The sequence below is a fragment of the Methyloligella sp. GL2 genome, from assembly GCF_013341275.1.
Lineage (GTDB): Bacteria > Pseudomonadota > Alphaproteobacteria > Rhizobiales > Methyloligellaceae > Methyloligella.
This window is the reverse complement of record NZ_CP054476.1, coordinates 3,025,335-3,043,546: the sequence shown is the minus strand read 5'-3', so window position 1 is coordinate 3,043,546 and position 18,212 is coordinate 3,025,335. Positions and strand designations below refer to the sequence as shown.

Below are 18,212 nucleotides of genomic sequence, written 5' to 3'. Positions count from 1 at the left end.
ATTTGCGAAAGCAAATGCGTCTCGAACCATGTGGCCTCATCCTTCGAGACACGCGCTTCGCGCGCCCTCAGGATGAGGGGAAACGCATCGGTTTGGCGCGTCGGCGGCACCGTCCCGTCTGCCGTCATGCCGGCTTGAGCCGGCATCCAACCAAGAGCCGCAGCGTTTGCGGCTGGATACCGGCTGTTGCCGGTATGACCGGTGCGAGTTGATGCGCCCTCAGGGAAGAGCCACCGCTCCCACCCTAATCCTTGCGGAACAGGAACCAGGCGAACAGCCCCATCAACAGGGCAATGGCGACGGCGGCCAGGCCGTAGACCACCGGGTGGTGGAAGGCGAGGGTGTAGACTCCCCGCTCGAAGCCGACCTTCTTCACGTTGAGAGCGCTCTCGTCCTTGCTGAGAAACTGCCCGTCGCGGAACAGATAGACTTCCGTGGTGTAGAGGCCGGTGGGCACATTGACCGGCAGATCCACCGTGCCGCGGAACAGGCTCTGCCCGACGAAGCCGATGGCATTGTCCAGATCCTGGAACAGCAGATGCTCTTCCTTCAGCCGGATCATCGCCTGGCGGAACAGATCGTCGTCCACCGAGGTGTTGTCGTCCGGCCCAAGATCCAGGGCCGAGAAGCCGATCCTGTGCTCGGCCAGCTCCTCCTCGGTGGCGATCGCCCGCAAAGGCCGCGTCGACAGCACGGCATAGAAGCCCGGCACGTTGTCGAAGGTCTCCGACTTGCCGTTGATCCAGATACCGGCGACGCGCTCCTTGCGCCGCACGACGAGATCCTGGCTCGGACCCTTGATCACCACGATCACGTCATAGGGCGCCCCGTCCGGCGAGGGGGCCGCATTATCCACTGCGCCGAAGATCACGATCTCGATGCCGGTGAAGTTGGATTGGATCTCGATCTCCCGCGTGGAGATGTCGGACCGTACCCGCTCGCTCGGCACGGCAGCGCCGGGTTTCGGGCCCTGGGCGAAAACCGGTGCTGTCAGACCGAGGCAAAGACCGAAGGCGAGGAGAAAGACCAGCCCCTGCATATCGCGGCGCTGCGGCGTCATAGCGGGACCACCGGCGCGATGCTGTAGAGATCAGACGGCGTCACCACCAGCCCGATCAGCAGCCGGATCGCCACCGCCAGCACCATCAGCGCTAAAAGCGCGCGAAGCTGCTCGCCCTTCAGCTTCTGCCCGGCGCGGGCGCCGTATTGCCCGCCCAGCACGCCGCCGACGATCAGCAGAAAGGCGAGCAGGATATCCAGGGTCTGGTTGAACACCGCATGCAGCAAGGTGACCGCCGCGGTGACGAAAATGATCTGGAACAGCGAGGTGCCGATCACCACGCTGGTCGGCATACGCAAGAGATAGATCATCGCCGGCACCATGATGAAGCCGCCGCCGACGCCGAGCACCGAGACCAGAATGCCGACCATGGCGCCGATCAGCAGCGGCGGGATGGCGCTGATATAGAGCTTGGAGCGCTTGAAGCGCATCTTGAAGGGTAGGCCGTGGACCCAGTTATGGGAGCCGGGACGGCGCACGCTGACCGGCTTGCCCTGGCGTTCGCGGCGCAGCGCCCGCACGCTCTCCGCCAGCATCAGCGAGCCGATTGTGCCGAGAAAGGTGACATAGCCCAGCGAGATGGCGAGGTCGGCCTGGCCGTAGGCTTTCAGCGCTTTCACCAAGAGCACGCCGGCAATCGAGCCGGCTAAGCCCCCGATGATCAATATGCCCCCCATCGTGGTGTCGACATTGCCCCGGCGCCATTGCGCCAGCGCGCCGGAGACCGACGAGGCGACGATCTGATTGGCGCCTGTGGCCACCGCGATGGCCGGCGGAATGCCGAGAAAGATCAGGAACGGGGTGAGCAGGAAGCCGCCGCCGACGCCGAACATGCCGGAAATAAATCCCACCGCGGCGCCAAGCGTCAGTATCACCAAAAGGTTCACTGAAATCTCGGCGATGGGCAGGTAGACCTGAAGCATTGGCCCGGTGAGGCTGAGTTCTTATTCGCCCCACCGTGTTCGCCGCGGCGCGGCCTGTCAATGGGCCGGCGATGCGCGGGGGCAACGGTGATGAATTAATGCCACGACCGGGGCCAAATTACGGCCCGGGGTGGCGGAAATGTCCCGCGGCTGGCGGGGCTTAGCTCGCCAGTTTCTCCAGGCGGGTCACCAGCTTGGTGCTGACCTCGCCGGTCTCGGGCAGGCCGTTCTTGCGCTCGAAATCCAGGATCGCAGAGCGGGTGCGTTCGCCCATGGCGCCGTCCACCGGACCGGCATCGTAGCCGAGGCTGTTGAGCAGGCTCTGGGTCTTGGTGATCAGCGCCTTGCTCGGCAGCACCGCCTCGGCCATCCAGGTCGGATCGGGGATCACCTCGTTGGCTTCCCGCTCGGTCAGGGTCGGGCGCCAGGTGGCAATCTGCGATTCGGCCTTGGCCAGATCGGCGGCCGAGAGCTGGGCCTTCAGCGCATTGCGCCGCTTGGTCGCCTCGGCGTCGCCTTGGCTGGCGGCCAGGGCATACCACTTATAGGCGCCGACAAGGTTCTTCCCGGTGCCGAGCCCGTGCTCCAGCAGAACCGCCAGGTTGAACTGGCTGTCCCCCAGACCGCCCTGGGCGGCTTTGGCGTACCAGTTATAGGCGCCGGAATAGTCGCCGGAGCCGTTCTTGCCGCCCTCGATCACGGCGAGGTTGTGCATGGCTTTCAGATTGCCCTTCTCGGCGGCGCGCATATACCAGCTCTGGGCCATGTCGAGATTGAACTCGACCCCTTCGCCGCGCTCGTAGAGCACGCCGAGCCGGTATTCCGCCGGGGCCAGTCCGCCCGTACCGGCAAGCCGCAGCCAGCGCATGGCTTCCTGCATGTTCGGCGTCTCGGATTCGGCGTAGCGCAGGCCGAGCACATATTGGGCTTTCGGGTCGCCCTCGGCGGCGGCCTGGCGCAGGCTCAAAGGCCCGGCTTCGGCCGGCGGCAGAGGCAGCGAGGCCTTCTTGCTGTCCGGCTTGGCCTTGGACGCGGCCGCCGTCGCCGGCGTCTCGCTCTCGAAGATCGAAAGGCTCACCCCCGGGGGCAGGCCGTTATCGTCGGGCTTCAGCGCCACCGGCTGCGGCGCGAGGGTCGGGCCGTCGGCATTCGTGCCGGGCATGGCGCCGCCTTGCTGCAGCGCGCCGATTTCGGTCGGCATATTGAGACGGCCGGATTTCTCGCCGCGATGATCGGCCGGCGAGCCGGGCGTATCGTCGTTGGTGGCGCCGTCGCCGGGCGACTCGCTGCTTGAAGGCGCAGGTTCGCTCTGCTCGATGGCGGCGGGCGCCGTATCGTCGGGCTTCGACTTCAGCCGGCTATAGAGCAGGCTAGCGCTGACGATCAGCAAGATCACCGCAAAGAACATCAGATAGTTGCGCGTCTTGCGGCGCTGCGGCTGCTCCACTGTTTCGGTGTCCTCGGCAGCCGCCTTGTTGCGCCGGCGCTCGCGCCAGCCGGAGGGCTCTTTCTCGCTTTTCGCGGCGGCAGCCTGGGCTGCACGCCGGGCCGCGGCCACGAAACTGTCGCTTGCGCCGTCCTCGTCCGCCTCGTCTTCATCGCGCGTGGCGGTGAAATCGGCTTCCACATAGCGGGCCGGCAGTTCCGGGCCCTTATTCTCCAGAGGATCGCGCATCGGCGCGCCCTTGCGCCCGAACGCCGGAACCTCGTCCTCTTCGTCTTCGGGCAGAATCTCGGCAAGCTGACTGCGCAGGCTGCGGCCGGCCGATTCGGGCTGAGCTTTCGGCTGCGGCTGCGGCTTCAGCGCTGGAGGCGGCGCGGGCTGTGCCGCGGCCGGGGTCTGCTCCGGTGCCGCCATGGCTGCCATAGGGGCTGCCATCGGGGCGCTGGGCTCGGCGAAAGGCGCGCGCCGGGGGGCCGGCGGCGGCGACGGGCGCTCCGACTGTTCCACCAGCTTCTTCAAGGAATCGTGCACCGCGCTCAGCGTGTCGGCCAGGCGGTCGTCGGTGGTCGTCGACCGTTCGTTCATGGCGACGATATCTTTGTGGATCGCCTCAAGCCGCTCTGCGGCGCTCGCTTTCACCTCGCTGGAAACCAGGCTGGCGGCTTCCGATGCGGCGCGATGGGCGACATCCTCCATGCTCGGCTGGGTGTCGATATGGGAGATCAGCTGGCTCAGCTGCTCCTCGATCCCGCCGATCTTGGAAATCTCCGTCTCCGCGCGGCCAAGCTGCTGAGAAAGATCGGAAATCTGCGTCTCGATATGCTGCAGCGCATCCGGCCGCGCGGCCTCGGCCTGGCCCCGCTGCAGAGCGCGGTCGAGATTGGCCGCGATCTCGTTCATCTTGGCGTTAAGCGCCTCGATCTGATCGTTCGGGACGATGGTCTGCAGTGAATTCTCAAGCCGCGCGGCGGCATCCACCAGGCGGCGGGCGTAATCGGCGGTCTCCATCGGCGCCGCCGGGGCGGGCTCCGGGGTGCCGGCGCTAAAATCGTGCTCGAAAGCCGGCTCGCCGAAATCGGATTGCGCGGTCTCTTCCGTGCGGCCGGCAAATCCCTCGTCTTCGCCGGCGCTCAGCGACGGCAGCTCGTATTCGGGCATACCGAGATCGCGCGCCGCTGCTTCGCTTTCGGAAAACAAGCTGTCGGGCCGGCTCGTCTCGTACGGGGCTTTCGGCTCCTCTGCCGGCGGCGCCCCCAGGAAGCTGTCTTCGGCCGGCGAACCGAGGAAACTGTCCTCCGAAGGCGCGGCGAAAGGCTCGCTGCCCCGGGCCAGCTTGGCGAAGACGTCGCTCTCGTCGCTTTCCGGCTGTCTCTCGCTGGAAAGCTTCTGGGCCAGGCTGCTCACCTCTTGATGCAGCCGGTCGAGGGTCTTGCCGTCATCCGATTCGCTGGCGGATTTGGCCTCGAGCGTCGCTGCCGAAAGTCGATCCAGCCGGGAATGAAGCTGGTCCAGCGCATCGGCGTAGCGCCGCTCGCTATCCTCGACCCGCTCGATCAGGCTCTTGATGAGGTTTTCCACCGATGCCTGGCTTGCACCGCCATCGCCTTGATTGTCATTCTTAAGACTGGATTCCGAAGCCATGCCGCCTGTCCGCCGTGAATTTCCTGTCGCCGTCATTGGCGCGTCTGCCTCGAACGCGGTCGCTCGCACCGAGGGCGCACCCAAATCGTCTCAATCAAACTGGGGCTGGGAGGGTAAATTTCCGGTTAAATTACGCGCCGCCCTGGGACGTTCGGGGCACGGACGCCAATGATTTCAAGGCGAAGCAGTCCGTATACGGACGAAGCGAAAGCGAAGGAGACGCCGACCGATGAGCGATGTGATGCAGGCCGACCACCGATTGACCGTCGAAACACGCGGCAAGGGATTCGTCGAGATCACGTCGAGCTTGCGGCAATGGCTATCGCAGATCGGCGCCGAGGCAGGGCTGCTCACCGTCTTCATCCGGCACACCTCGGCCTCGCTGATCATCCAGGAGAATGCCGACCCCAATGTCCGCCGCGATCTTCTCGATACGCTGGAGATCCTGGCGCCGGAGAGTCGCGACTACGCCCATTCCGAAGAAGGCCCCGACGACATGCCGAGCCACATCAAGGCGATGCTGAACGAGGTCAGCCTCAATATCCCGGTGCGCGAGGGCGATATGGTGCTGGGCACCTGGCAGGGGGTTTATGTGCTGGAGCACCGCACAGCGCCCCACCGGCGCCAGCTCGCCCTCAACTTTCTCGGTCGCTGCCAGGATTGAGTGTCAGGATTGGGATGCGGGAGAGGGCGCCTGGCGGCGCATCTCGTCAGCTCCGTGCGCCGTTGCCGCTCGCCGCGGCCGCTTGGATGCGCGCCTTCGCCTCGTCGTAGATCGATTCGCCGTCCGGATCGCGCAAGGCATCGAAATAGCCGAGCTCGGCCGCCGAGGGCGGCGTGTCCCAAAGGCTGACCGCGACGCCGGCGCCGGTAGCCAGCAGCGCGCCGATGACGCTGGCAAGCGCCGTCGCGGTGCCGACTTGGCCGTCTTCCAGCGCGCCGCGGAACAGAAGCTCGATCACCATGGTGCCGCAGCCCGTCGCCATGGCGAACAGGGCGCCGGAGCGGGTGAAGCGCTCCCACCAGATCGAGAGCAGCAGCACGGGGAAGAAGGTCGCGCCGAGGAAGGCGAGCGCCGTCAGCGCCGCTTGCAGCACATCGATATCGCCGATGACGGCGAGAAACAGCGCCGTGGCGAAGGACAGCGTGCCCATGACGCCCCACACGATGATGTGGTGCGGCAGGTCGATAAACCGGCTCTCGGGGCGGATGCGCTGATCGGCGAGCTGGTAGATATCGTCGGCGAGGCTCGCCCCGAGGGTGAAGAGATGCGCCCCCGCTGCGGCGAGCGCGACCGAAATGCCGCCCGCCGCCACGATCACCGCGCAGACCAGCGGCAGGCGGGACAGGATCGGCAAGGACACCATCACCCCGTCGCGCAGGATCAGGAGTTCGGAGGCCTGCAGGCCGCCGCTGCTATTGGCGTCTTGCGCGATCAGAAGCCCGCGCGCGACCAGCTGGTTCATCCAGTTCGGCAAGGTGTTGGGATCGATCTGCGACAGGCCGTGGAACATGATCACCTTGGCGAATAGTGCCGCCGCCGGCACGCTGATCACGAACAGCGCCACGAATAGGACCGCCCAAGCCCCGGCGAAGCGCTGCTCGGCGACGCTCAAGGTCGCTCCGCTTCGGATCAGCACGCTGGGCAGAGCGGCGGTTCCTAAGGCCACGGCGAGGAACAGCAGGAAGAAGCCGCCGGAGCCGATGGCGCCGAAGGACTGGGCGAACGGCTTGTCGCTGGCTTGCGGCGCATCCCCCGGCAGCGCATCGGAAATCCCCGAGGGCACTTTCGACATGATGCCGGCATTGATCTCGGCGCGGGTCAGCGGGTCGAAGCGTTCGCCATAGGTGAGCTGCGGCGTCGGCAGCACCGTCAGCAGCACCGAAACGATGACCAGCGGCACGGCGAAGGCGACGGCCCCGATGACGAATTGCGCATTCCCCGTCCAGGTCAGCGCCCGCAAGCCCCCGAGGATCACGATCGCGGCGATCACCGCGCCGGCCACCAGCACGCAGATCCAATACGGAATAGGCAGGAACAGGGCCGCGATCACCCCGACGATCTTCATCTCCGCGGCAAGCAGCAGGATGACCGGAACCAGCAGCAGGCAGGCCGCTGTCAGCCGCACCGTCGTGGACTGGAAGCGGTGGCCGAGGAAGCTCGGCACGGTATAGGCGCCGGATTTCCGCAAATACCCGGAGAACAATACCGTTCCGGCCAGCATGCCGAAGCTCCAGCCAAGTCCGATGGCGAGCCCGTCGAAGCCGAGGAAGAACACCGCACCGGCATAGGCGAAGAAGCCGATCCCGCCGATCAGCGTCGCCGCCATGGCCACGCCGTTATAGAAGGCCGGTACCCGGCGGCCGCAGGCGAAATAATCTTCCGGCGTCTCGGTCCGCACCCGCACCGCGATCACCACCGCCAGCACCACGGGCGCCAGGATCAGGATTGGTGCGATCGCCGCCTCGCTCCAGCCCATCTGCTCCAGCAGCGCCAGCAGGATGGACAGCGAGATGAAGGCGCTGGTGATGATGCCGAGATAGGCCCCAAGATGCGGATTGGGGGTCCTGAACCGCAGGGCGGAGCGCATCGGCACGTTAGAATTCCCCGCTTTCGCTGAGCTCTTCGTCGAGCCGCTGCTGCACCCGGGCATACCAGAAGCCGCCCGCCGCGATGGCGAGCACCAGGCCTTGCGCGATCAGATAGAAGCCGAAGGGAAAGCGGAAGAAACGGTATTGGTTGAAGCTCTCAACCCCGAAGATCAGCACCATGCCGATCAGCAGGATCGCGCCGAGCAGCGCCGCGGCAAGGATCAGAGTATCGCGCCAATAGCGCGCATGGGCTCCCAGCTCTTCCATCCCGCGTCCCTCCTTGCTTCCGGCCCCACCCGATCGGAGCCGATCTTCGGCCCCGCGCGCAAGCACTAACCACTTGCCGCCCACCGTGTAAACCGGACCAGACCGCCCAGTGGCGCCGGGCAAGCGGATAAGCCAGGCAAACGCCTTCTCTCATGGGCTCGGACATGGCAAAAATAGGGCGTAGGAATAAGGCAGAGCATGCCGGGTGAGGCGATCCGAAGCGGAGTCACCAGCCTGCCGGCACTTTGAGCCGGCGTATTGCGAGAAGATCCGACGACGAGGAGGGGCCTATGTCGATCATCAACGAATTCAAGGAATTTGCCCTGCGCGGCAATGTGGTGGACATGGCGGTTGGCATCGTCATCGGCGCCGCCTTCTCCACCATCGTCAAATCCCTGGTCGACGATGTGATCATGCCGCCCATCGGCGTGCTCACCGGCGGCGTCGATTTCAGCGATCTTTTCATCGCCCTGAACGGCAAGTCCTATCCGACGATCGCCGCCGCCAACGATGCCGGCGTCGCCACCGTCAATTACGGCATCTTCATCAACTCGGTGATCAGCTTCGCCATCGTCGCCTTCGTGCTGTTCATGCTGATCAAGGGCATGAACCAGCTGCGCCGCAAGCAGGAGGAAAATCCCGAGCCCGAAGCCGAGCCGCGGGACGTCCAGCTCTTGCAGGAGATCCGGGACCTTCTGAAAGACAAATCCTAGGCCTGCAGCGTTTTTTCGCAGGCCGCCAAGCCCGCCAAAAGCCCGGTAAGGCCCCTGCCGGCATGACCTGGCCGTGCTTGTAGCCCTGTTTTCGGGGAATGATTTTGCGCGAGCCTCGCCCGCCGGGATCTGTCCGTTGCGCACCTCCGGCTGAAAAGAAAAAAATTCCACTTTTTCTCCGATGGCGGAACAAGTTTGCTGTTTTTCGCCCCTGACCGGCTTACAAACGCAAAGATATTTTACTACCTTACGGTCTCTCGGGCCCAGAGCTGGGCCGCGAGCGATCCGCGCTAGCAAACGCAAACGAACAGGTTTTCCAAGAGGCGCCTTTCGATGTTCATCACGGTGCATCTGCCCGACGGCACATCCCATCGTCTCGAAGCCCTCGAGGGCTGGCGGGTGATGGAAGTGATCCGCGATTGGGGACTCCCCATTAAAGGAGAGTGCGGCGGCGCTTGCGCCTGCGCGACCTGCCATGTGCGCGTGAAGCAGGAGTGGCTGGACAAGCTGGTGCCGGCCGAGGACGAAGAGCTGGAGATGCTGGATGGCGCCTTCAACGTGGAGGACCGCTCGCGTCTGAGCTGCCAGCTGATCATGACGCCCGAGCTGGATGGGCTCGAGGTCGAGCTCGCCGAGGACAGCCTCGCCGAGCTGCCACCTCAGCCCGTGGCGGTGGGAGGCTGATGATGAAGAGCTTTCCCATTTTCCTTCGCGTCGACGCCAAGCCCCCGCTGGTGGTGGGCGGCGGCGATCTCGCCGGCATCAAGGCGCGGCTTCTGCTGAAGCGTGCCGCGCTGGTCGAAGTCGCGGCTGAGAGCCTCGGCGACGAGCTCTCCCGTCTGGAGGCCGACGGCAAGGTGCGCGCCATCGCCCCGAACCCCGGCATTGCCGAGCTGCGCGGTCGGCCGCTGGTCGTCTCCGCCACCGAGGACGATGCGGAAGATACCCGCATCTCCGCCATGGCCCGCGCCTTCGGCGTGCCCGTCAACGTGCCCGACCGGCCGGAGCTTTGCAGCTTCGTGCTGCCGGCCATCGTCGATCGCGGTGAGGTGACGGTCGCCATCGGTACCGAGGGCGCAGCTCCGGTGCTGGCCCAGCGCCTGCGCGCCTTTCTGGAGCGCGAGCTGCATCCGCGCCTCGGCAGCCTGGCCAAGCTCGCCGGCGAGTTCCGCGAGCGGGTCGCCAGCTCGCTGCCCGAAGGCCCCGGCCGCCGCAAGCTGTGGGAGCGTATCTTCGACGGCGAAGCAGCCAGTGCCGCGCTTGCCGGCGACGAGATTGCCGCCCGCCGTCTGATCGGCGAGGCCATCGATCGGGCCGCCTCGGACGAGACGCAAGCGCCGGGCCGCGTCGTGCTGGTTGGCGCCGGTCCGGGCGATCCGGAGCTGCTCACCTTGAAGGCTGTGCGCGCCCTGAAGGCCGCCGACGTGGTGCTGTATGACGGGCTGGTCGGCAAGGCGGTGCTGGATTACGCCCGCCGCGAGGCCGAGCTGATTCCGGTCGGCAAGTCGAAAGGCGCCCATTCGGTCGCCCAAGCCGAGATCAACCGGCTGCTGGTGCTGCATGCCCGCGCCGGCAAGACGGTGGTCCGGCTGAAGGGCGGCGATCCCTTCATCTTCGGCCGCGGCGGCGAGGAGCTGGACGCTCTGCGTGCCGCCGGGATCGAGAGCGAGGTGGTGCCGGGCATCACTGCAGGCGTTGCGGCTGCCGCCAGCGTGCAGATCCCGCTGACCCATCGTGAGCATGCGCACAGCGTGACCTTCGTTTCCGGTCACGCGGCGGCCAGCGACCGGCCGGATTTCGACGGGATCGATCTTGCCGCGCTGGCGAAGGGAGGCAACACGCTGGTGCTCTATATGGGGGTCTCCACCTCCGGCACCGTCGCCGAGCAACTGCTTGCAGCCGGCTGGGCGCCGCACACCCCGGTGCTCGCGGTGGAAAATGCCAGCCGGGATGACGAGCGCCGCGTGCGCGCCGATCTGGCCCAGCTCGCCGCCGATCCGGCGAGCCTTGGGCTCGAGAGCCCGGCCGTCCTGTTCTTCGGCGAGGTCGCTGGCCTTGCCGTCTCCGGCACCGTCGATGAGGTGCTGGCCCGTTCCGAATTGAGGCTCGCGCATGGATAAGCGTCATGGATAAGCGCAACGCAAAACGGCTCGCCGACGCCAACAAGGCGGGCGATACCGTCCAGGCCCTGACCGCCAACCGCTTGAGCGACGGCATCGTCGTCTACCTCGATGGCCAAGGTGGCTGGACCGAGGATATGGCGAAGGCGCGTTTCGCCGAGGACGACGAGACGCTGCAACAGATGCAAGGCATCGCCGACAAGGCGGTCGCCGACCGGCTGGTGGTTGAGGTCTACCCCATCGGCGTGATGATCGAAGACGAGGGCCCCGTCGCCCTTTCGGTGCGCGAGCGCATCCGCGCCGCCCACAAAACGACACTGACGAAGGACTGGTACGATGTACCGCTATGATGAGTTCGATAATACGTTCGTCCGCGAGCGCGTCGCCGAGTTTCGCGATCAGGCCGAACGGCGTCTTTCCGGCCAGCTGAGCGAGGCTGAGTTCAAGCCCTTGCGCCTGCGCAACGGCCTGTATCTGCAGCTCCACGCCTATATGCTGCGCATCGCCATCCCCTATGGCGAGCTGTCGCCGAGGCAGCTGCGCCAACTGGCGATGATCGGCCGCAAATACGATCGCGGCTATGGCCATTTCACCACCCGGCAGAACCTGCAGTTCAACTGGGTGCGCCTGGTGGATATGCCGGACATCCTCGATGCCCTGGCCGATGTCGAGATGCACTGCATCCAGACCTCGGGCAACTGCATCCGCAACACCACGGCCGACCCTTATGCCGGCGCCGCCTTCGACGAGATCGAGGACCCGCGCGTCTGGTGCGAGGTGATCCGCCAGTGGTCGACCCTGCATCCGGAGTTCAACTGGCTGCCGCGCAAGTTCAAGATCGCCATCTCCGGCGCTGCCGAGGACCGCGCCGCCACGGAGTTCCACGATATCGGCCTGCGCATCGTCAAAGGTCCGGACGGCAAGACCGGCTTCCGCGTGCTGGTCGGCGGCGGTATGGGCCGCTCGCCTTTCGTCGGCAAGGAGATCCGCCCCTTCCTGGAGAAGCAGCATCTGCTCTCCTATTTGGACTCCATGCTGCGGGTCTATAACCGCTATGGCCGGCGCGACAACATCTACAAGGCGCGCATCAAGATCCTGGTGCACGAGCTCGGCATCGACAAATACCGTGAGGAGGTCGAGGCCGATTGGGAAGCGAACCGCAAGGAGAGCATCGATCTTCCGCAGGCCGAATACGACCGCATCGCCGCCTATTTCGAGCCGCCGGCGCTTGCGCCGCGCCCGGTGCGCGACGAGGGCGTCGATGCTCGCCGCGAGACCGATCCGGCCTTCGCCGGCTGGCTGCGCAACAACGCCAAGCCCCATAAGGTGCCGGGCTATACCAGCGTGGTCGTCTCCCTGAAGGAGCCGGGCCGCACGCCGGGCGATGCCTCCTCCGAGGCCATGGAGCTGGTCGCCGACCTTGCCGAGCAATACGGCAATGGCGCGATCCGGGTGAACTACACCCAGAACCTGATTCTGCCTCATGTGGCCTGGAGCGATCTGCCGGCGCTGTACGATGCGCTGGCCGCGGGCGGGCTCGCCACCGGCAATAACGAGCTGCTGGGCGATCTGATCTGCTGCCCCGGCCTCGACTATTGCAATCTGGCCAACGCGCGCTCGATCCCGATCGCCAAGGAGATCGCCAAGCGCTTCGAGGATCCGGAGCGCCAGGCGGAGATCGGCCAGATCCGGCTGAACATGTCCGGCTGCATCAACGCCTGCGGGCATCACCATTCCGGCAATATCGGCATTCTCGGCGTCGATAAGAAAGGCACCGAGCTTTACCAGATCACCCTTGGGGGCAGCCCCAAGGACGATGCTTCGATCGGCTCCATCATCGGCCCGGGTTTCCGCGCCGAAGCGGTGCCCGATGCCATCGACACCATCGTTTCCACCTATATCGCCCATCGCGATGAGGGGGAGACGTTCCTGGATACCTGGCGCCGTCTCGGCGCCGAGCCCTTCAAGGAGGCTTTGTATGGCGCTCGTTGATCTTTCCAGCGGGTCTCTCTTGACCGACGCAGCCCCGCCCATCGTCGAGCTGGTGCCCGAAACCGACGATGCCGCCCTCGCCGAAGCGGCGAAGGAGGCGGGCGACAATGCCGGTCCCATCGCCATCCAGTTCCCGAATTTCGGCGACGGGCGCGGCATGACGTTGGCCCGGCTGCTGCGCGAGCGCATCGGCTTCAAGGGCGAGATCCGCGCGGTCGGCTATCTGATCCCGGACCTGGCGCCCTTCCTGCTGCGCTGCGGCTTCGATACCGCCGAGCTCGCCGATCCGGCAGCGACCGAGACCTGGAAAGAATCCCTGGCCCGCATCGACCGCGCCTATCAGCCCGGCGTGCGTAATCCGCTCGCCATGCGCTACGGCAAGGGCGAGAGCGCAGGCCGCGCCGGCGACGCTGAGAGCCCGGCCGGTGACGGCGAAAGCGCCGCCAAAGCGCTTGCCGACAAGCTGGCCGGAACCAAGGATATCGCAGCGCGCATGGCGCTGATCGCCGAGAGTGTCGACGGGCGGCTCGCCTTCTCCTCCAGCCTTGGCCTGGAGGATCAGGCGATCCTCAACGCCATCGCCGAAGCCCGCCCCGATGGCGGCGCATTCGATATCTTCACCCTCGACACCGGCCGGCTGTTCCCGGAGGTGCTGGAGACCCTGGAGATGTCGGAGATCCGCTACCGGCTGCGCATCCGCTCCGTGGTGCCCGACGCCAAGGAGGTCGAGGAGCTGGTTGCCCGCGACGGCGTGTTCGGCTTCCGCCAGTCCATCGAGAACCGCAAGAGCTGCTGCGAGATTCGCAAAGTGCGCCCGCTGAACAAGGCGCTTGCCGGCGCCGCGGCCTGGATCACCGGCGTGCGCCGCGAGCAATCCGGCGCCCGCGCCGAGATGCCGCTTGCCGAGTGGGACGCCGCCCATGGGCTGATCAAGGTCAATCCGCTCGCCGATTGGAACGGCGAGGAGCTGGATGCCTATCTCGCCGAGCACAACGTGCCGGTGAACCCGCTGCATGCCCGCGGCTTCATCTCCATCGGCTGCCAGCCCTGCACCCGCGCCATCCAGCCGGGCGAGGACCCGCGCGCCGGCCGCTGGTGGTGGGAGAGCGAGGAGAAGAAGGAATGCGGCTTGCACATGAACCCCATGCGCGAGCGCGTGAGCGAAGGGCAGGCCGCATGACAGTTCTCACTTCTCATCTGAAGCTGCTGGAGGCGGAGAGCATCCACATCTTCCGCGAGGCGGCGGCCCAGTTCCGCAATCCGGTGCTGCTCTATTCCATCGGCAAGGATTCCACGGTTCTGCTGCATCTTGCGCGCAAAGCCTTCTGGCCGGCCAAGATCCCGTTCCCGGTGCTGCATGTCGACACCACCTGGAAGTTCCGGGAGATGATCGAGTTCCGCGACCGCGTCGCCGAAAAATACGAGCTCAACCTCCTCGTTCACACCAATCAAGACGGTGTGGAGAAGGGGGTGAACCCGTTCGACCATCCGCCGTCGGTCTATACCGACGTGATGAAGACCCAGACCTTGCGCCAGGCACTGGATGGCGGCGCTTACGATGCCGCTTTCGGCGGTGCCCGCCGCGATGAGGAGGCCTCCCGTGCCAAGGAGCGCATCTTCTCCTTCCGCGCCGCAGGCCATCGCTGGGAGCCGCGCCGTCAGCGGCCTGAGATGTGGAACATCTTGAACGGACGCCTGGCTAAGGGCGAAACGGTGCGCATCTTCCCGCTGTCCAATTGGACCGAGGCGGATATCTGGCGCTATATCGCGCTGGAGAATCTCGACGTGGTGCCGCTCTATTTCGCCAAGGAGCGCCCGGTGGTGGAGCGCGACGGCCAGCTCATCATGGTCGACGACGAACGCCTGCCGCTGAAGCCGGGCGAAGAGCCGGCAATGCGCAAGATTCGCTTCCGCACCCTGGGCTGCTACCCACTCACCGCGGCCATGGAGTCGGACGCGACGGATCTTGCTGCCGTAATCGAAGAGACATTGAGCGCCAAATTCTCCGAGCGCGCCGGGCGTCTGATCGACCACGATCAGGCCGGCGCCATGGAGATGAAGAAGCGCGAAGGGTATTTCTAAAATGACTTTGGCTGCGCTTGTAGATCGTGACGTCGCTGTCGCTGCGCCTGCGGAAGCCGCCGGCAGCATGCTCCGCCTGCTCACCTGCGGGTCGGTGGATGACGGCAAGTCGACCCTGATCGGCCGCCTGCTATGGGATTCCGGCGCCGTCTCGGAGGACCAGAAAGCCTCCGTGCTGGCTCAGAGCCAGGGCCGCAGCAATGTGAACGGCGAGCATGTCGATTTCTCGCTGCTGCTCGACGGGCTGCAGGCCGAGCGCGAGCAGGGCATCACCATCGACATTGCCTGGCGCTTCTTCGAGAGCCCCAGCCGCCGCTATGTCATCATCGACGCGCCGGGCCACGAGCAATACACCCGCAACATGGCGACCGGCGCCTCCCATGCCGATGTCGCGATTTTGCTGATCGACGCGCGCCACGGCGCCAAGCGCCAGACCAGGCGCCATGCCGCGATCTGCGACCTCGTCGGCATCAAGAATGTGGTGCTCGCCGTCAACAAGATGGACCTCACCGGTTTCGACGAGGCGCGCTTCCGCGAGATCGAGGCGGATTTCACCGCCATGGCGGGACGCTTCGGCTTCACCGATATCCAGACCATCCCGGTCTCCGCGCTCACCGGCGACAATGTCTCCGAGCCTTCCGGCAACATGCCCTGGTATGACGGGCCGACCCTGCTCGACTATCTGGAGGCAGCGAACCCGGCCGCCGAGGCGCAGGATGCGCCGTTCCGCTTTCCGGTGCAGACCGTGCTGCGCGACGGCGATTTCCGCGGCCTTGCCGGCACCGTCGCCTCCGGCGCGATTGCCGTTGGCGACCGCATCACCGATATCCGAAGCGGCCTGGCCGCCTCCATCGCCCGTATCGCCACCATGGACGGCGACCGCGAGATGGCGGCGGCGGGCGACGCGGTGGCGCTGGAGCTCGACACCGATCTCGATATCTCCCGCGGCGCGGTGCTTTCCGAACCCGCCACAGCGCCGGTCAATGCCGATGTGCTGGAGGCCCGAATCGTCTGGGTCGCCGAGACCCCGTTCGACCCGGAAGCCGGCTATCTGCTGCTGACCAATACCGATCTCGTCTCGGTCTCCAGCTTGAGCGTTTCGGCGCTGGTGGACTTCGAGACGCTGCAATCGGCCCCGGCCCATTCTTGCGCCGTCAACGACATCGCCGATTGCCGCATCATGCTCGGCCGGCCCACTCCGCTCGATCTTTTCAAGGATCTTCCTGCTACCGGAAACTTTGTCCTGGTTAGCGCGTTGGATGGGACGACGGTGGCCGGCGGCGTTATCACCTGGGCACAATCCGGTGCCTCATCTTCCGAGAATCGCTATGTTTTGAGCCGCGATCTCCTCGCACGCGGGCTTTGCTCCGATCTTGGCGATTCGCCCGACGACCGCGCCGAATTTGACCGGCGTGCCCAAGAAGTGGCAATTCTGCTACGCTCGGTGGGCGTTCCAGTTACCGTCGAGATTTAGTAAAAGCGTTGGGTGAAGAGGCCGGGGCCAATCCTTGCCCGCGTCTCAAGGGGATAAATCGCGAATGTGGGATATGAGCTGGGTGGCAGATTTTCTGCCGCTCGTAGGGGCGGGCTGTGTCGTCGGCTTCCTCATCGGTCTGACCGGGGTCGGCGGCGGCGCGCTGATGACCCCGCTTCTGATCTCCACTTTTGGGGTGAGCCCGCAGATCGCCGTCGGCACCGATCTGCTCTACGCCAGCCTGACCAAGTTCACCGCTGGCTGGCGGCATCACGTGGTCGGCCATGTCGATTGGCCGATCGTCTTCCGCCTTGCCGCCGGCAGTGTACCCGCCGCGCTGATTGTGCTCGGCATCATGGCCTTCGCGCCCTTCGATACCGAGGCGCTGGCAGGCAGCATCAGGAATGGCCTGGTCTTCGTGCTGCCGGTGAGCGCGCTGGCGATCCTGCTCTATCCGAAATTCCAGAAGGCGACCGCAGGCCCGGAGACCGACGTCACACCGAGGACCATCCCCACCGTTGTCTTCGGTGCGGTACTGGGCGTGCTGGTGACGCTGACCTCGGTCGGCGCCGGCGCCATCGGCGTTGCCGTGTTGGCGACGCTCTATCCGGCCCTGAAGGCCCGCCGCGTGGTCGGCACCGACATCACCCATGCCATCCCGCTCACCCTGGTGGGCGGTCTCGGCCATCTCGGCCTCGGTCATGTGGATCTCATGCTGATCGCGGCGCTGCTGGTCGGTTCGATCCCCGGTATGCTGCTCGGCACAAGGCTTTGCGGCCTGGCGCCGGAATGGCTGCTGCGGCCGATCCTCGCCGCCACCCTCTGCTACGCCGCTTACAGCATCTATAATCACTAGGTTAGGGAGCAGCGCTGGACCTGCCGAGATCGAACGTCACTTCGATCGATGCGTTCACGAGGTTGAACGGACCGGTGCCGATCGAACCTGCAAGCTTCCACTCCTTCGGTTTGAACAGCGAGGAGAGGAGCTGCCACAGTTGATTCGAGAATCTTTTGATCCAAGTCCCGAGAGATTTCATCCAGCGCTGAAACCGGCTTGCTCCCGCTTTGGCGGCGCCGAGCCGCATAGATGCAAGCTCATCGAGATCCCTCATCCCCCGAAAGACGGTTCCCAGTTCCGCGCTCAAAGAGGCGAGATCGAGGATTTCAGACTGCGCTCTTTCGAGCGCTTCAGGATTCTCGGCTGTTTCGAGCAGCCCAGGCAGCTCCTGCATTCGGCCAGCCATATCGTGGAGAATCCGTGAGGCAGAATCGCGCATCGAGAGGACGCGGTCGCGGTAGCCGATATCGGCGATCCGCGCTTCGGAATCCTGCCATTGAGGGGCCTCCGCTAGGGCAATCGCCTCGCCTTGAATGATGAGGAAGTCGTTCTCAAGAGGGCGAACGTAGATGTTGGGATCGATCATTCAGCTTCCCTTTCGTTACTTGCCACACAAGACAGCGCGGCGGCATCGACACGCTCCGCGTCCTTGCCCGCGCACCAATCTTCCCGCCGGCCGCGCCAGGGTCGCGCATAGCCTTCCTTGATCAGGATGCAGCCGGCGTCCTGCCCATTGATGATGAGATCGGCGAGGACGCGGCCATAGCGATCCCGCCTGGGCGGGCTCTCGCCGCGAAACCTCACCTCGGCGCCGTCCAGCATTTGCTCCAGCCGATGCTTGGTGAGGAGAGCGAGCCGTAACTCCGCCTCGCATTGCGCATGGCCGATCTCGGCCGCATCGATCCCCGGAAGCCGGTATTTCTCGCCATCGGCGGTATGCACCGTGTCGCCGTCGATGACGATCAGCGCCGCGGCAAGACCTGCAATAAGCGAGGAAAGCGGAAAAGCACGCATTACGTGTATTTCATAGCGCAATACACGTAAAAAGAGAATAGCGCTTTGATCG

17 protein-coding genes are annotated in these 18,212 nt (G+C 65.4%); 10 read left to right on the top strand and 7 right to left on the bottom strand.

Annotated elements, in window-relative coordinates:
* Nucleotides 1-244: 244 nt before the first annotated feature.
* The 3 genes from HT051_RS14150 to HT051_RS14140 form a co-directional block, all read right to left on the bottom strand.
* Complete coding sequence (locus tag HT051_RS14150) at nt 245-1,060, bottom strand: TIGR02186 family protein (RefSeq protein ID WP_174542632.1); 816 nt, start codon at nt 1,058-1,060, stop codon at nt 245-247.
* Nucleotides 1,057-1,983, bottom strand: a complete 927-nt coding sequence (locus tag HT051_RS14145) for a sulfite exporter TauE/SafE family protein (RefSeq protein ID WP_174542631.1) — start codon at nt 1,981-1,983, stop codon at nt 1,057-1,059. Before HT051_RS14145 ends, HT051_RS14150 begins: the two co-directional genes overlap by 4 nt.
* A 160-nt stretch (nt 1,984-2,143) precedes the next feature.
* Nucleotides 2,144-5,068 carry an SEL1-like repeat protein gene (locus HT051_RS14140; RefSeq protein WP_174542630.1) on the bottom strand — a complete coding sequence of 975 codons (2,925 nt, stop codon included), beginning with the start codon at nt 5,066-5,068 and terminating at the stop codon, nt 2,144-2,146.
* A 229-nt stretch (nt 5,069-5,297) separates the two neighbouring features.
* On the opposite strand from HT051_RS14140, the gene HT051_RS14135 reads away from it, so the two are divergent.
* Nucleotides 5,298-5,732 (top strand): secondary thiamine-phosphate synthase enzyme YjbQ, encoded by a 435-nt coding sequence (locus HT051_RS14135; RefSeq protein ID WP_174542629.1) that lies wholly within the window; start codon nt 5,298-5,300, stop codon nt 5,730-5,732.
* 46 nt (nt 5,733-5,778) lie between these two features.
* On the opposite strand, the gene HT051_RS14130 is transcribed toward HT051_RS14135, so the two are convergent.
* A complete protein-coding gene (locus HT051_RS14130) occupies nt 5,779-7,659 on the bottom strand; it encodes a hypothetical protein (RefSeq protein ID WP_246810265.1) in 1,881 nt (626 codons plus the stop codon).
* A 7-nt stretch (nt 7,660-7,666) separates the two neighbouring features.
* A complete protein-coding gene (locus tag HT051_RS14125) occupies nt 7,667-7,927 on the bottom strand; it encodes a sodium/substrate symporter small subunit (protein WP_174542627.1) in 261 nt (86 codons plus the stop codon).
* Between the two features lie 296 nt (nt 7,928-8,223).
* Here HT051_RS14125 and mscL point away from each other — a divergent pair, with 296 nt between their 5' ends.
* The 9 genes from mscL to HT051_RS14075 all read left to right on the top strand — a co-directional run bounded on the left by mscL (nt 8,224) and on the right by HT051_RS14075 (nt 17,164).
* Nucleotides 8,224-8,640 carry a large conductance mechanosensitive channel protein MscL gene (mscL, locus tag HT051_RS14120; protein ID WP_174543036.1) on the top strand — a complete coding sequence of 139 codons (417 nt, stop codon included), beginning with the start codon at nt 8,224-8,226 and terminating at the stop codon, nt 8,638-8,640.
* 333 nt (nt 8,641-8,973) lie between these two features.
* Nucleotides 8,974-9,324, top strand: a complete 351-nt coding sequence (locus HT051_RS14115) for a 2Fe-2S iron-sulfur cluster-binding protein (RefSeq protein ID WP_174542626.1) — start codon at nt 8,974-8,976, stop codon at nt 9,322-9,324.
* On the top strand, nt 9,324-10,760 hold the full coding sequence (gene cysG / locus HT051_RS14110) for a siroheme synthase CysG (RefSeq protein ID WP_174542625.1): 1,437 nt from the start codon (nt 9,324-9,326) through the stop codon (nt 10,758-10,760). Before HT051_RS14115 ends, cysG begins: the two co-directional genes overlap by 1 nt.
* Nucleotides 10,761-10,765: 5 nt before the next feature.
* Nucleotides 10,766-11,110: a DUF2849 domain-containing protein gene (locus HT051_RS14105; RefSeq protein ID WP_174542624.1), complete on the top strand. Its 345-nt coding sequence runs from the start codon at nt 10,766-10,768 to the stop codon at nt 11,108-11,110.
* A complete protein-coding gene (locus HT051_RS14100) occupies nt 11,097-12,752 on the top strand; it encodes a nitrite/sulfite reductase (RefSeq protein ID WP_174542623.1) in 1,656 nt (551 codons plus the stop codon). The genes HT051_RS14105 and HT051_RS14100 overlap by 14 nt, the downstream gene beginning before the upstream one ends.
* Nucleotides 12,739-13,932: a phosphoadenylyl-sulfate reductase gene (locus HT051_RS14090; RefSeq protein WP_208454334.1), complete on the top strand. Its 1,194-nt coding sequence runs from the start codon at nt 12,739-12,741 to the stop codon at nt 13,930-13,932. Before HT051_RS14100 ends, HT051_RS14090 begins: the two co-directional genes overlap by 14 nt.
* A complete protein-coding gene (cysD, locus tag HT051_RS14085; RefSeq protein WP_246810106.1) occupies nt 13,929-14,834 on the top strand; it encodes a sulfate adenylyltransferase subunit CysD in 906 nt (301 codons plus the stop codon). Before HT051_RS14090 ends, cysD begins: the two co-directional genes overlap by 4 nt.
* 1 nt (nt 14,835) lies before the next feature.
* Nucleotides 14,836-16,308: a GTP-binding protein gene (locus HT051_RS14080; protein WP_174542621.1), complete on the top strand. Its 1,473-nt coding sequence runs from the start codon at nt 14,836-14,838 to the stop codon at nt 16,306-16,308.
* Nucleotides 16,309-16,381: 73 nt separating this feature from the next.
* Nucleotides 16,382-17,164: a sulfite exporter TauE/SafE family protein gene (locus HT051_RS14075; protein ID WP_246810105.1), complete on the top strand. Its 783-nt coding sequence runs from the start codon at nt 16,382-16,384 to the stop codon at nt 17,162-17,164.
* Between the two features lies 1 nt (nt 17,165).
* Here the strand turns inward: HT051_RS14075 and HT051_RS14070 are convergent, their stop codons facing one another.
* Both HT051_RS14070 and HT051_RS14065 read right to left on the bottom strand, forming a co-directional pair.
* Nucleotides 17,166-17,732, bottom strand: coding sequence for a hypothetical protein (locus HT051_RS14070; protein WP_174542619.1), 567 nt, complete (start codon nt 17,730-17,732; stop codon nt 17,166-17,168).
* On the bottom strand, nt 17,729-18,160 hold the full coding sequence (locus HT051_RS14065) for a thermonuclease family protein (RefSeq protein WP_174542618.1): 432 nt from the start codon (nt 18,158-18,160) through the stop codon (nt 17,729-17,731). Before HT051_RS14065 ends, HT051_RS14070 begins: the two co-directional genes overlap by 4 nt.
* Nucleotides 18,161-18,212 lie beyond the last annotated feature (52 nt).